The following is a 13,360-nucleotide window of genomic DNA, read 5'->3' as shown; positions in this document are numbered from 1 at the left end:
ATTCGCGTTCGCAGCAACAATCACGTTGAAGCCAATTTAGAACTGTTTTAAATCTTCATCAGTTCACAGATGAATCACAGGAAATTGAGCATGAAATCCGGTACTAAACTGCCTGACGTAACCTTTCACACCCGCGTCCGTGACGAGGCTGTCGAAGGCCCCAACCCGTTCCGTTGGGAAGACAAGACCACTGCAGATTACTTTGCCGGTAAACGGGTGATCCTGTTCTCGTTGCCCGGTGCATTCACCCCCACCTGTTCGACCTACCAACTGCCCGGCTTTGAAAACGGCTATGCCGAATTCAAGGAAAAAGGCATCGACGACATCTATTGCATGTCAGTAAATGACAGCTTTGTCATGAACAAATGGGCACAGGACCAAGGTCTGGAAAACGTCAAGGTCATTCCAGACGGATCTGGCGAGTTCACTCGCAAGATGGGCATGCTGGTCGACAAGGACAATCTGGGTTTCGGCATGCGCTCGTGGCGCTATGCCGCCATCATCAATGACGGTGTGGTTGAGGCATGGTTCGAAGAGCCCGGCCTGATGGATAACTGCCCCGAAGACCCCTATGGCGTGTCGTCCCCGGACAACCTTAAAAAGCACCTGAACGAAGCCAAAGAGCCCGCACTGGCCTAAGCTTCGCGCTAAATCAAAGCAAAGGCCCGCCCATGGCGGGTCTTTTCATTTCAGGCGCGTGTTGCGGTGACGATGCCTTCTCCGACTTGGCGGATGACCTGAGCCAGACCGTCGAACCAATCCTCGCTCACAGTCGATGCACGCCGGACCAGACCAACCGTCCGCGCCGGTTGCGGCGTGCCAAAGCGCAGCAGTTTCAATCCGGGAACGGCGTCAGATTCCGCGCGCGCGGCCAGTTCGGGCATGAGAGTCAGACCAAACCCCTCAGCCACCAATCGTGACAACGTCGCAAGCGATGACGCACCCATATTGATCAGGCCGCTGCTTCGATCCCGACCGCAGACCTCAAGCGCCTGATCGGTCAGACAGTGACCGTCATCAAGCAACATCAGTTGCGCGGTCTGCAGGTCCAGCGGCCGTAATGCTTCGGGGTTGGGGACCATGCCCTTCAAGCGCGCTGAGCTGCCAGCCAACAGGAAGCGATCCTGAAACAAAGGCAGCTCAAACAACTCACTCCCACCGGCGGGCAAAGCCATGACGCCGGCGTCGATTTCCCCGGCGCGCAGCATAGTCAGCAAACGCTCAGTTCTGGCTTCGCGCACCTGCACGCGCAACGACACATCGGACGATCGCAACCCAGCCAGCACACCCGGCAGCAAATACGGCGCGATCGTTGGGATGATCCCGATCGCCAACGACCTGTGCCCCCCAGAGCGATCCTTGGCAAACTGATCTAACCTGTCCGCCGCTCCAAGAACCTGACGCGCATGATCCAGCACGTCGCGCCCTAGCGGGGTCAGCAGAATGTCACGCGCCTGACGTTCAAAAAGCGGACCGCCCAAACTGTCCTCTAACGCCTTGATCTGCACGGACAAGGCGGGCTGAGACACGTGGCACACCTGGGCGGCCCGACCAAAATTGCGCTGTTCTGCGACTGCACTGAAGTATTTCAGCTGTCTAAGGGTAAAATTCATAACCTTTGATTATCACCCATCCACCCAAGTGCAACCAAAACATATCGCACCGTTAACCGATCATGCGATTGCGCTCGGACTGCCCTTCATAATGTCGCTTGAGCCGCTGCAACGCGATCCGCAACACGATCTTGCCCGAGCGCGCCGACCAGCCCATCCGCTTTTCCGCAAGCTCTAGCCCTTCGAGGTAGCAACAGCAGCGCAAAGCAACATCGCTGAGACCCGGACCCAGATCTGACAAAGCATGTTCAACCCGATTCCGTGCGTCCGACGCCCCGTGCCCAGCATGGGCTTCACTGTTGAAACCACCGCGCCCCCCTGCAGTCAGAAAATGGTCCCAATTCTGTGCGACCTGAGGGCCAATCTGCGCCAGTTCGAAATCCTCACGCAGGCGTTCGCCCGCCGCCACAAGTGTTTCATCAAGAAAAGGCTTTCCGTCCCGATCTCGCCGACGTGCCAATGCGATCAGGGGGCTTTCCGCTGCACTATAGCGAATCCGCCGAGGCCGGTCGGGTTTTGCAGTCACGCTCTGACAGGGCGCCATTTGCGCTTGGAACGGCGCTTGTGCATCTGCCATTCCAAATCCAAATTCACTACGCTCACGCGCTTTGTTCTCGGCCTCGGCAATAAGGCGACTCAGCGCCGTGCGGCCCGACGAAGAAATCCGATACCGCGAAATCCGTCCGGGATTGTCGCAGGAAATCCAGTCTTTCAGCGCCAGCGCCTGCGCAATCTTGCAATCCACAACAGCTGTTCGTGTGGCGCCGCTGTCTCCGGTGTCGCGGACCACCACGGCCTTGTCCATTTCCTCAGCCACTGCAAGCACTGACCCCGTTTCACACAAACGACGCAAAATTCGCAGTGCCTCGCGGTTGAATTCTTCGTCCTTGGCGGCGGCGGTTTCCTGTTCGGTCACAGCCAAGGCCCCGAATTGGATCGAGCCCGTGCCATCGGCTGAATCCGAGAAATGCGTTTCCGCCAGAGATTGCAGCGCGGCATCCACCAAGGGATCGTCCCGTCGCATTTCGATGCGCCTGATTTGTCTGAGTATGGTCGAAGCATGGCACCCTGCAGATCGCGCAATATCGCGGATCGACTGTCCGGTCTCTGTGTGGGCAAGATATCGTTGTGCCCCCTCAGGTACCCAAGCCGGAATGGTGAATGCCATGTTGTTTTCCATAGTTACTTGCCCTCGTCGACACAACAATCTGTTTTCAATCGCCCCCGATGAATTTGTTAACCAATTCTAACTAGAGTTGCTTTCGTTACTCGTTCGTTAACCCGCAGCGACAAGGACCAGATTTGATTCAAAAACATAAACACTCATGAAGTCAGAGTTCGGCGCGAACCCAATCAAGGCAACACCCGCTTAGGTTGTGTCACACATTCAGGGACGTTCACTCACACAAGGGAACCCCGGAATGCAGGACCTGATGACCATGATTACCACCCTCCGCCGCCCTCGCCTGTTGGCACGGGCCGCGAAACACGGGGCGCAGGACTATGACCGGGATCGGCACCTGCAGCGCATCCTTGGCTATGGATCACTACCCGGCACGGGCGCGGCACTGATGCGTCTGATGGAAATGGAGCGAGAGGTTAACACGCAGCGCGTAGAAGAGGACGCAGCCTATTCGCTGGTCCGTCATTTGGACCTGCTGATCGCGTTGTTGGGCGAGGCGCAGCTGTTTCAGGCAAGCCACGCCGCGCAATATCAGTGATCAGGTAAAGGCATCCGGCATGGATGCTTTTTTCTTGTCAATGTACTCGTTCAGAGCAGCATTGATTGCCGGGTCGAGTTGTGGCTGCTGATAGTTGGCCAGCAGATGCTCGACCCGGGCAGAGGCCAGTTGGCGCGTGTCACGCGCGCCTTCATCTTCCCAGGTTTCGAACGGTTTGTAGTCCAGCAATTCCGACTTCCAGAACGCGTCCTTGAAGTTCGCCTGCGTATGCGCACAACCCAGATAGTGGCCGCCCGGACCAACCTCGCGGATAGCATCCATCGCCTGCGCGTTCTCGTCGTAAGCCACGCCTTTGGCCAAGCCGTGCAGCACGCCAAGTTGATCCGCATCCATGACGAACTTCTCGAAGTCCGCAACCAAACCGCCTTCAAGCCAACCGCAGGAATGCAGCATGAAGTTCACGCCTGACATCAGGCCCATGTTCAGCGAGTTTGCTGTTTCGTAAGCAGCCTGCGCGTCGGGCAGTTTCGAGCCACAGAACGACCCGGCCGAGCGGAACGGCAGGTTCAGGCGACGCGCCAGCTGACCCGCACCATAGGTAACCATCGACGCCTCGGGCGTACCGAAGGTCGGTGCGCCCGAGTTCATGTCAATCGATGACACGAAGGCACCAAAGATTGCCGGGGCACCCGGACGGATGATCTGGCTATACGCGACACCGGCCAGAACTTCGGCCAGAACCTGCGTCAGCGTCCCTGCCACCGAAACCGGTGCCATCGCGCCACCCACGATAAAGGGAGAGATAATGCAGGCCTGATTGTTAGCCGCGTAAACTTCAAGCGATCCCATCATCACGTCGTCGAATGTCATCGGCGAGTTGATGTTGGTCAGCGAGGTCATCACTGTGTTTTCCTGCACGAACTCTTTGCCGAACAAGATCTCGCACATCTCTACCGAATCCTGCGCCCGGCTGGGGTCGGTGACCGAGCCCATGAATGGCTTGTCCGACAGGGTCATGTGCGCCATCAGCATGTCCAGGTGACGCTTGTTCACCGGCACGTCGGTCGGTTCGCACACAGTCCCGCCCGAGTGGTGCAACCACTTGGACATGTAGGCCAGTTTCACGAACTTGTTGAAATCGTCCATGGTCGCATAGCGACGGCCACCTTGCGCGTCGCGCACGAATGGAGGGCCGTATACCGGTGCCAGCACCAGATTGCGGCCCCCGATGACAACCGATTTCTCGGGGTTGCGCGCGTGTTGTGTGAACTCGCTAGGGGCAGTTTTGATCAGCTCGCGCGCCAAACCGCGCGGGATGCGAACACGTTCACCATCGACATCGGCTCCGGCATCTTTCCAGCGCTGCAGCGCGCCCGGATTGTCGACGAAGTTAACGCCGACCTCAGCCAGAATGGTTTCCGCATTGGTTTCAATGATCTCCAACGCTTCTGCGTTGAGGACCTCGAAATTCGGAATATTCCGTTCGATGTATTTTGCAGTTTCGATTCGAACTGCGGTGCGCTCGGCCCTGCGGGCGGCACCACCACCGCCTCTGGCTCTGCGTCGGGTGTTTGCCTCTGCCATGAGATAATCCCGTTAGTCATGTTCACGTTGCAAATCGTGTTACCGGAACCGCAGATCACACCAGACGTGGATTACGGCGCTATAGGGGTAAAAGCGACATGATCGCCTATTCGATGTCGTTTGAACCCCTAATTCCTGACGCTCATGATAAAAGCATGGAACCGAATTCGCAAAAACCGCCTAACCGCTAGCTGAGCGAAAACCCCTTTACGCGACAGAATTTGGGTACGTCGCATTTCGCAAGATGGTTATGAGAAATCTAAATTGACGGGCTGACAAACCTCAAAGGTTTTTGCGCATAGCAACCGAATTCCCGGCCACTTCAGCTTCGATCCAGCCGAGATGCGCGTAAATCGCCCTCGTATCCTGCTTCAAACGATGGGTGCGCAGTTCCATATGGGTGCAGCCAACCTCGCACGCTTCGGCCTCGGCGTAAGACAACAACTTTCCGGCAACTCCCTGCCCCTGCGCCGAAGGTGAGACCGCCAAGTTGACGACCTTCATCACAGCACCTTGTTGCGCAAAGATAATCACCCCTGCCAACCCATCATCATTGTGGGCCAGGACCACGCGATGGTCCGCGATGTCCTTCGCTAAACCACCCGTTACATCGGGCAGATCTGCGATGCTTTTAAGCGCCTTGGCATAAGCCGCCGCAATGCAGTCTGTGACCGCCTCGACGTCATCCTGCGTTGCATCCGTGAAACGAATGACGGCCATTGATCCCATCTCCCTCTGCATCTGGCTGAAATCGCCTTCATAACGCTTGCACATAACCGCCGCGCGACCTAAGAGCCAGTCATGAGCCAGACATCCCATGACCGCCTTCTGATCATCGACTTCGGCAGCCAGGTGACGCAGCTGATCGCACGCCGCCTGCGCGAGTTGAATGTCTATTGTGAAATCCACCCCTATCAAAACGTCACGATGGACTTTGTGCGCGAAATGGCGCCCAAGGCCGTGATCTTTTCCGGTGGGCCGGACAGCGTGACGCGCGAGGGGTCCCCCCGCGCCCCGCAAGAGATTTTTGACTACGGCGTGCCGATACTTGGCATCTGCTACGGTCAACAGGTGATGATGCATCAACTTGGCGGCAAGGTCGAAAGCGGCCATGGCACTGCCGAGTTCGGTCGCGCTTTTGTCACTCCGAAAAACCAACTGGATATTCTGAACGGTTGGTTCGCGGATGGCGACGAACAAGTCTGGATGAGCCACGGCGACCACGTCAGCGAAATCGCCCCCGGGTTCGAGGTCTTCGGCACCTCTCCCAACGCGCCCTATGCGATCACGGCTGATACCAACCGGCACTTCTATGCCGTTCAGTTCCACCCCGAGGTGCACCACACGCCCAGAGGCGCGAAACTGTACGAAAACTTCGTAAAACTGGCTGGCTTCAACGGCGATTGGACCATGGGTGCCTATCGCGAACAGATGATCGAAAAGATTCGCGAGCAAGTCGGCGACAAAAAAGTCATCTGCGGCCTGTCCGGCGGCGTCGACAGCTCGGTCGCGGCGATCCTGATCCATGAGGCGATTGGTGATCAACTGACTTGCGTGTTTGTCGATCACGGCCTGTTGCGCAAGAACGAGGCCGAAGAAGTCGTCGGTATGTTCCGCGACAACTACAACATTCAGTTGATACACGCAGATGAAAGCGACCTGTTTTTGGGCGAGCTGGACGGCCAATCCGACCCGGAAACCAAACGCAAGATCATTGGAAAGCTGTTCATCGACGTGTTCCAGAAACACGCTGATACGATCGAAGGGGCCGAATTCCTGGCCCAGGGCACGCTCTATCCTGACGTGATCGAATCGGTTTCGTTCTCGGGCGGCCCCTCGGTCACGATCAAATCGCACCACAATGTCGGAGGCCTGCCTGAAAAGATGGGCCTGAAACTGGTCGAACCCCTGCGAGAGCTGTTCAAAGACGAGGTTCGCGCACTGGGCCGCGAACTTGGCCTGCCGCAGAGCTTCATCGGGCGCCACCCCTTCCCCGGGCCGGGTCTGGCGATTCGCTGCCCAGGCGAGATCACCCGTGAAAAACTGGAAATCCTGCGCGAAGCCGACGCCATCTATATCGACCAGATTCGCAAACATGGTCTGTATGATGATATCTGGCAGGCTTTTGTTGCCATCCTTCCGGTACGCACCGTCGGTGTGATGGGTGACGGACGCACATATGATTATGCATGTGCGCTGCGGGCTGTAACTTCGGTCGATGGCATGACCGCCGACTACTATCCGTTCAGCCACGAATTCCTCGGTGAGACCGCCACGCGGATCATCAACGAGGTCAAGGGCATCAACCGATGCACTTATGACATCACCTCGAAACCTCCGGGAACGATTGAGTGGGAATGACAAAAAGCCGGGCTTTGACCCGGCTTTTTTGTTTAAGTCCTGCAAGAAACCCATAGGTTTTAAATTAGAGTTCCGCGAATCCCGCAGGCAGGTAAATGGACAGCAGCAGACCGCAGATCGGCAAAGCCGCGCTTTGGATGACGGGGGCAATTGCCTCTTTCTCATCGATGGCGGTTGCCGGCCGCGAATTGAGCGTGGCCCACGATACATTCGAAATCATGTTTTACCGCAGCCTCGTCGGCATCCTCGTTGTAGCGGTGATTCTGACACTGTCGCGCAAATGGGATCAGGTCTCGACATACAGACTGGGGCTGCACGGCGTCCGAAACCTGACGCATTTTATTGGTCAGAATTTGTGGTTCTACGCGGTAACCGTCATTCCTCTGGCACAGGTTTTTGCGCTTGAGTTCACGCAACCCATCTGGGTGATCCTGCTGTCTCCGCTGCTGCTGAAGGAACGGCTAACACCTGTACGCGCGCTGTCTGCCTTGATTGGTTTTGCCGGTGTCCTGCTTATTACCCGCCCCGGTGCCGTGCCTCTGAGCGCTGGTATTTTGGCTGCTGCCATGTCTGCGGTATTCTTCGCATTTACAACGATTTCCACCAAAACCCTGACCCGTTTTGCCAGCATTGGATGCATCATGTTCTGGCTGACCGTCATGCAGGCTGTCCTGGGATTGATGGCCGCAGGGATCGATGGGCAGATCGCTCTGCCAACCGCGAACACGATCCCCTTCCTGGTATTGATTGGGTTGGCAGGACTACTGGCGCATTATTGCATCACCAACGCTCTGGCTATTGCGCCTGCGACTGTGGTTGTACCGTTCGATTTTGTCCGCCTGCCCACAATTGCCGTGATCGGAATGATTCTGTACCACGAGCCGCTGGATCACTGGACGCTGCTAGGGGCCGTCGTGATCTTTTCGGGCATCTTTTTGAACGTGCACGCCGAAAATCGTAACAGTTTGGCAACAGTTTCCCGACACACTCACCCTGAATAACGCACCGTCACTAGTTGACGGTAATATAACCCTCAAGAAAGTATCGAGCACCACAAGACAGATCGGCCTTCACCACTCGATAGTCCGGTCTGAATAACAGGACACCTTTTGGGAGGACAGAATGAAAAAAGCGCTTCTACAGGCGTGCGCGGTGTGCGTTGGGACAACAGGAGCTTACGCCGGCGGTCTGGATCGTAGCGGACAGGGTGTCAATATCCTGTTCGAAGAGGGATCAGTTGTACAATTCCGTCTCGGCTATACTGATCCAAGCGTAAGCGGCACTCAAAATGGCGTAGATTCAGGCAACGTTGCCGAGTCATTCTTCACACCGCATTTAGCCTATAAACATGCTTTTACAGACAGGCTGGATTTCGCACTGGTCTATGATGAGCCGTTCGGCGCGGATATCGAGTATCCGTCAAACTACCCGTTGTCGATCAACCCGACAACGCCGTTTGGTGGGCGCACGGATGTTCTGCGCGCCAAAGCAGATGTGGACGCAATTACTGCGCTTGTTCGGTATAAGTTCGACGGTGGCTTCAGCGCTATCGGAGGTCTGCGCGCGCAACGTTTGAAAGCCAACGTGGCTGTGCCCGCCGCTGCGGGGTACGAAGTCGACACAGATTCTGACATCGCATTTGGGTATGTCGTCGGCGTTGCGTGGGAAAAGCCAGAAATTGCCGCACGTGTGGCTCTGACTTACAACTCAAAAATCACACACGATTTTTCCCAGACAGAGTCATTCAACTTCGTGCCGCCTGTATTCCCGCCTAGTGCGGTGCTGGTCACAGCGGAAACCGAGTCTGAGATTGAATCACCTCAATCCATCAATCTGGATTTCCAAACCGGTGTAGCCCCCAAAACATTGCTGTTTGGTTCAATTCGATGGGTGGACTGGCCGCAAACTGTTTTTGCGCCGCCCAACTATGTCAACATTGTCGGGGATAACCTCGTCGACTACGAAGATGATACGTTCACGTATACACTGGGGCTCGGCTATCAGTTCTCGGAAGAGTTTTCGGGTGCGGTAACTGCTGGGTATGAAACATCCACTGGTTCCGAAGTCACAAATTTGGGCCCGACAGATGGGTTCTGGAGTCTTGGGCTCGGTGGAACCTACTCTCTCGAACGCGCTCAGATTTCCGGTGGTGTCCGGTATACAGACATTGGAGACGCCACTACCACCACCGGGGGAGAATTCAGCGGCAACAGCGCTTGGAGCGTCGGCTTCCAGATCACTTACTCGCTGGGCTGATCCATAAAACAATGAACGTTGAACCCCGCCCTTCCGGCGGGGTTTTTCTTTGTGCGTTACCAAGATTTCAATTACCTCGGCCATTGCAGGCGCACAGGAACTTCACCGTGCTGCAACCTTGGGTTATGGACAATCTTCCACTTCCAACGGTGGTGGCGATTTCGGCACCTTCACCGGAGATTTCACTGTCGCTTTGAGCTTCGACAACCGTCTGCATTGGGGATTGACGCCAAGTATTACAACGCCGATCCCGACAATGTTTCTGGGGATCTTACCTTCTGAGATCTGGGCGCGACGCAGGGTTACCAATTTGATAACTGCGGCGTTCTGGGTGGCAACCTCGACTATGCCGGGCTCGAAGCCTGGATCGGCGACTTGGATACATCCTCAAGCCTGCCAAACAGCACGGATTGAGCCGATTTCTGTGCGCGCTTCCACTATCAAGTGTCGGACAATGCGGTATTCGGTGGTCACTATGTTCGCAGCGATGTGCCGGGTGGTGGTGTAAACCTTGATCTGTATTGCGTCGGCTTGGGTGGTTACTATCGATTCAACAACGGTTGGGAACTTACGCCAGTCTCGTGCATCAGTCGTTTAGCTACCTCGATTTGGATTCCACAACGCAGGGTATCGGCGTGGACTATAACCTGCTTGAGACCAGCGAAGCTCTCGGACAAGTGTCTCTGGAACAGGCCAGAACGGATATCGAAATCGGCCGTGCAAGCGGCGATATCGATACCCTTCGCTTTGGTCTGACATTCCCCCTTAGCGGCCCCACCTCCTCCACTCTGTTCAACAGCACAGCCCGCGCGTCTTGATGGCATTTGGGATCATAGGGCTGCTGATCATCGCCATTCCGTTTTCCGGGATGATTTGAGAGCAGTTGTATATCGATACTAGCCAGATCTCGTGCCAGAGGGGGCCGGTTAGTTTATTGGGGTGCGACCATTGTCAGGCGGCTAATCCCAAACCGTTCGGACACACGCGATTGACGCCACCCGCTGCCCGTTTTAGCAAGGTCGGAAAAAGGGATGTCGGAAGATGATCTACGGCTCGGCTAAAGACTGGCGCGATGCGGCGCGAAAAAAGGTGCTGTTCTTTGGCATGTCGGGCCTGGGCAAAACCTATGTGTCGAACGTGCTGCGCGACTCGGGCGATTGGTTCCACTATTCGATCGATTACCGCATCGGTACCCGGTACATGGGCGAATACATAGCCGACAACGCCAAAGCCGAGGCGATGAAAGTCCCCTTTCTGCGCGAACTGCTGTTGTCGGATTCGATCTTTATCGGCTCGAATATCTCGTTCGAGAACCTGACGCCTGTCGCCGCCTATTTGGGTAAGCCCGGAAATCCAGCGCTAGGTGGTTTGAAGCTGCCCGAATACAAACGCAGGCAGGAACAATTCCGGCAGGCGGAAATTCACGCGCTTCTGGATACCGAGTATTTCATCGACCGGGCACAACGTCTGTACGAATACCCGCATTTTATCTGCGACACCGGCGGGTCGATCTGCGAATGGGTAGACCCGGAAAATTCTACAGATCACGTGTTGTCCGAACTGTCTCGCCAAACCTTGATGATTTGGATTCAAGGGGATGAAGATCACACGGCAGAGCTGATCAGCCGCTTTGATAAAGCGCCCAAACCGATGTCTTATCAGCCGGAATTTCTGGTCCGTGTTTGGGACGACTACCTGACCCAGTATAACTGCCGATCCGAGGATGTAGACCCCGACGCGTTCATCCGCTGGACTTACGCGCAGGCGCTGGCGCATCGGCAACCCCGCTATCAGGCGATGGCGGACAATTGGGGTGTAACAGTCACCGCTGATGACATGCACAAGGTCCGTGATGCCGCTGATTTCGATGAGTTGATCGAACGCACCCTTGAGACCCGCGCAAACCGGGCTTAATTACGGCCTCTACACTGTAACTCCAAAGGCTTGTACCTGATGCCGATCAAGATCCCCTCTGACCTGCCCGCATTTGACGTTCTCACCCAAGAGGGCGTATCGGTCATGGCCGAGGATCAGGCAATGCGTCAAGACATTCGCCCCCTGCGGATCGGGTTGCTGAATCTGATGCCCAAGAAGATTCAGACTGAAAATCAGTTTGCCCGCCTGATCGGGGCGACTCCGTTGCAGATCGATTTGTCGCTGATCCGGATGACGGAACACCGCACCAAGAACACCGCGGCCGAGCATATGGCCGAATTCTATCGCCCTTTTCAGGAGGTGAAGGACGAGAAATTTGACGGGCTGATCATCACCGGTGCCCCGATTGAGCATCTGGAATTCGACAACGTCACCTATTGGGACGAAATGCGCGAAGTGTTCGAATGGACGCAGACCAATGTGCATTCTACCTTTGGTGTGTGCTGGGGTGGAATGGCGATGATCAATCACTTCCATGGCGTCAAGAAACATATGTTGGACGCTAAGGCGTTTGGTTGTTTCCGGCATGCGAACCTTAATCCGGCCTCGCCGTTCCTGCGCGGATTCTCGGATGATTGCGTGATTCCGGTCAGCCGCTGGACGGAAATGAAACAGAATGAGATTGATGCCGCTAACGGTTTGGTAACCCTGCTGGGCAGCGACGATGTCGGTCCCTGTCTGGTCGAAGATCGGAACCATCGTGCCATCTATATCTTCAACCATTTCGAATATGACAGCGATACGTTGAAGCAAGAATACGACCGCGATGTTGCCAACGGCACGCCGATCAACGTGCCCATGAATTACTATCCGGACGACGATCCAAGCCAGACACCACAGAACAGGTGGCGCAGCCATGCGCATTTGCTCTATGGCAACTGGATCAGCGAGATTTATGGGACAACGCCCTATGATATCAATCGGATCGGTGTCGATCAGACCGATCTGAGGGCCTGATCCGGTGATGCGCGTCGGCCTCATAGCTTTGACTTTGCTGGTCGTGCTGTGGGCCCTCGCACTCTGGCGCGCTGGTCGGAATGAAGCCCGTGCCGAAGCCGCCTTTCCCCCCGAAGGTCAAATCGTCGAAGTCAATGGCATCCCAGTGCATGCGGTGGTGATGGGTGAAGGCCCGGATGTTGTGCTGATCCATGGGTCCAGCGGCAACACGCGCGACATGACCTTTGCCCTGGCTCCTATCCTGGCGGAAAACTACCGTGTGATTGTGTTTGACCGACCGGGTCTGGGATATAGCGCCAGCTTCAATTCGGACGGTGAGACCATTGAGGAGCAAGCGGAAATCCTGCAAAAGGCTGCCGCGCAACTAGGTGCGGAAAAGCCCATCGTCGCAGGGCAAAGCTATGGCGGATCCGTCTCACTTGCTTGGGCTGTTACGCGGCCAGGCAATATCTCGGGGCTGGTCCTGATCGCAGCTGCCGCCATCCCCTGGGAGACACCTCTGGACGGGTTCAACACATTGGCGGCGACACCCACCGGCAGTGTCACCGCCCTGCCCCTGATCACTGCCTTCGTGCCCGAATGGTACGTTGAAAAAGCTTTGGACAAGGTGTTCGAACCGCAAACCGCACCCGAAGGATATGCCGACCATTTCGGCCCCGGACTAACCATGCGCCGGGCCTCGATGCATGCAAATGCCAAGCAGCGCGCCAATTTGCTGGAAGAAGTCCGCGCCCTACAACCGCGATACGGCGAGATCGACGTGCCGACCGAGATCGTCCATGGTACCGCCGATGATACCGTTGGGTTGGGCTGGCATTCACATCGACTGATCGAACAAATCCCCGGCGCGGAACTGATTGAACTGCCTGGAATTGGGCACATGCCACAGGTCGTTGCTGCACCAGAAGTTGCTGCCGCCATCGACCGTGCCGCGCAACGTGCGGGTTTGCGTTAGGCCCGCCGCTAATCCAT

13 protein-coding genes are annotated in these 13,360 nt (G+C 56.1%); 9 read left to right on the top strand and 4 right to left on the bottom strand.

All coding sequences use genetic code 11. The features are described 5' to 3' along the window. Positions 1–90: 90 nt before the first annotated feature. A complete protein-coding gene (locus ACR0JB_RS04135; RefSeq protein ID WP_170505113.1) occupies positions 91–639 on the top strand; it encodes a peroxiredoxin in 549 nt (182 codons plus the stop codon). Between the two features lie 50 nt (positions 640–689). Here the strand turns inward: ACR0JB_RS04135 and ACR0JB_RS04130 are convergent, their stop codons facing one another. Together ACR0JB_RS04130 and ACR0JB_RS04125 are read right to left on the bottom strand one after the other, a co-directional pair. Next, positions 690–1,613 (bottom strand): hydrogen peroxide-inducible genes activator, encoded by a 924-nt coding sequence (locus ACR0JB_RS04130; protein ID WP_170577526.1) that lies wholly within the window; start codon positions 1,611–1,613, stop codon positions 690–692. A gap of 52 nt (positions 1,614–1,665) precedes the next feature. Next, complete coding sequence (locus ACR0JB_RS04125; RefSeq protein ID WP_480789700.1) at positions 1,666–2,793, bottom strand: DUF6456 domain-containing protein; 1,128 nt, start codon at positions 2,791–2,793, stop codon at positions 1,666–1,668. 241 nt (positions 2,794–3,034) lie between these two features. Between ACR0JB_RS04125 and ACR0JB_RS04120 the strand changes: the two genes are divergently transcribed. Beyond that, the gene (locus tag ACR0JB_RS04120; RefSeq protein ID WP_480789699.1) at positions 3,035–3,334 is read left to right on the top strand and encodes a DUF6477 family protein; all 300 of its coding nucleotides are present in this window, start codon (positions 3,035–3,037) and stop codon (positions 3,332–3,334) included. Here the strand turns inward: ACR0JB_RS04120 and ACR0JB_RS04115 are convergent, their stop codons facing one another. Next, the gene (locus ACR0JB_RS04115; RefSeq protein WP_170358206.1) at positions 3,335–4,879 is read right to left on the bottom strand and encodes a trimethylamine methyltransferase family protein; all 1,545 of its coding nucleotides are present in this window, start codon (positions 4,877–4,879) and stop codon (positions 3,335–3,337) included. Positions 4,880–5,161: 282 nt separating this feature from the next. Continuing rightward, positions 5,162–5,599, bottom strand: a complete 438-nt coding sequence (locus ACR0JB_RS04110; protein ID WP_480789698.1) for a GNAT family N-acetyltransferase — start codon at positions 5,597–5,599, stop codon at positions 5,162–5,164. Between the two features lie 81 nt (positions 5,600–5,680). Here ACR0JB_RS04110 and guaA point away from each other — a divergent pair, with 81 nt between their 5' ends. The 7 genes from guaA (at position 5,681) to ACR0JB_RS04075 (ending at position 13,343) form a co-directional block, all read left to right on the top strand. Beyond that, positions 5,681–7,240, top strand: coding sequence for a glutamine-hydrolyzing GMP synthase (gene guaA / locus ACR0JB_RS04105; protein ID WP_480789697.1), 1,560 nt, complete (start codon positions 5,681–5,683; stop codon positions 7,238–7,240). 95 nt (positions 7,241–7,335) lie between these two features. Continuing rightward, positions 7,336–8,241: a DMT family transporter gene (locus ACR0JB_RS04100; RefSeq protein ID WP_170348525.1), complete on the top strand. Its 906-nt coding sequence runs from the start codon at positions 7,336–7,338 to the stop codon at positions 8,239–8,241. 121 nt (positions 8,242–8,362) lie between these two features. Then, on the top strand, positions 8,363–9,496 hold the full coding sequence (locus tag ACR0JB_RS04095; protein ID WP_170348524.1) for an OmpP1/FadL family transporter: 1,134 nt from the start codon (positions 8,363–8,365) through the stop codon (positions 9,494–9,496). Positions 9,497–10,131: 635 nt separating this feature from the next. After that, on the top strand, positions 10,132–10,314 hold the full coding sequence (locus ACR0JB_RS04090; protein WP_170393831.1) for a hypothetical protein: 183 nt from the start codon (positions 10,132–10,134) through the stop codon (positions 10,312–10,314). A 223-nt stretch (positions 10,315–10,537) separates the two neighbouring features. Further along, entirely contained in the window at positions 10,538–11,410 is an 873-nt protein-coding gene (locus tag ACR0JB_RS04085) for an ATPase (protein WP_170393830.1), read from the top strand. Positions 11,411–11,449: 39 nt separating this feature from the next. Beyond that, positions 11,450–12,388 carry a homoserine O-acetyltransferase MetA gene (gene metA / locus ACR0JB_RS04080; RefSeq protein WP_170348521.1) on the top strand — a complete coding sequence of 313 codons (939 nt, stop codon included), beginning with the start codon at positions 11,450–11,452 and terminating at the stop codon, positions 12,386–12,388. A gap of 7 nt (positions 12,389–12,395) precedes the next feature. After that, the gene (locus tag ACR0JB_RS04075) at positions 12,396–13,343 is read left to right on the top strand and encodes an alpha/beta fold hydrolase (protein ID WP_170393828.1); all 948 of its coding nucleotides are present in this window, start codon (positions 12,396–12,398) and stop codon (positions 13,341–13,343) included. The last annotated feature ends 17 nt before the right edge of the window (positions 13,344–13,360 follow it).

The organism is Ruegeria sp. BI7, from assembly GCF_056537925.1.
Note: the sequence above shows the minus strand (reverse complement) of the source record. Positions and strands in the feature narration are given on the sequence as shown.

What these genes read in the sequence shown, in the direction of transcription:
- ACR0JB_RS04135 (WP_170505113.1), top strand. Translation starts at nt 91, where the DNA reads ATGAAATCCGGTACTAAACTGCCTGACGTAACCTTTCACACCCGCGTC.
- ACR0JB_RS04130 (WP_170577526.1), bottom strand. Translation starts at nt 1,613, where the DNA reads ATGAATTTTACCCTTAGACAGCTGAAATACTTCAGTGCAGTCGCAGAA.
- ACR0JB_RS04125 (WP_480789700.1), bottom strand. Translation starts at nt 2,793, where the DNA reads ATGGAAAACAACATGGCATTCACCATTCCGGCTTGGGTACCTGAGGGG.
- ACR0JB_RS04120 (WP_480789699.1), top strand. Translation starts at nt 3,035, where the DNA reads ATGCAGGACCTGATGACCATGATTACCACCCTCCGCCGCCCTCGCCTG.
- ACR0JB_RS04115 (WP_170358206.1), bottom strand. Translation starts at nt 4,879, where the DNA reads ATGGCAGAGGCAAACACCCGACGCAGAGCCAGAGGCGGTGGTGGTGCC.
- ACR0JB_RS04110 (WP_480789698.1), bottom strand. Translation starts at nt 5,599, where the DNA reads ATGGCCGTCATTCGTTTCACGGATGCAACGCAGGATGACGTCGAGGCG.
- guaA (WP_480789697.1), top strand. Translation starts at nt 5,681, where the DNA reads ATGAGCCAGACATCCCATGACCGCCTTCTGATCATCGACTTCGGCAGC.
- ACR0JB_RS04100 (WP_170348525.1), top strand. Translation starts at nt 7,336, where the DNA reads ATGGACAGCAGCAGACCGCAGATCGGCAAAGCCGCGCTTTGGATGACG.
- ACR0JB_RS04095 (WP_170348524.1), top strand. Translation starts at nt 8,363, where the DNA reads ATGAAAAAAGCGCTTCTACAGGCGTGCGCGGTGTGCGTTGGGACAACA.
- ACR0JB_RS04085 (WP_170393830.1), top strand. Translation starts at nt 10,538, where the DNA reads ATGATCTACGGCTCGGCTAAAGACTGGCGCGATGCGGCGCGAAAAAAG.
- metA (WP_170348521.1), top strand. Translation starts at nt 11,450, where the DNA reads ATGCCGATCAAGATCCCCTCTGACCTGCCCGCATTTGACGTTCTCACC.
- ACR0JB_RS04075 (WP_170393828.1), top strand. Translation starts at nt 12,396, where the DNA reads ATGCGCGTCGGCCTCATAGCTTTGACTTTGCTGGTCGTGCTGTGGGCC.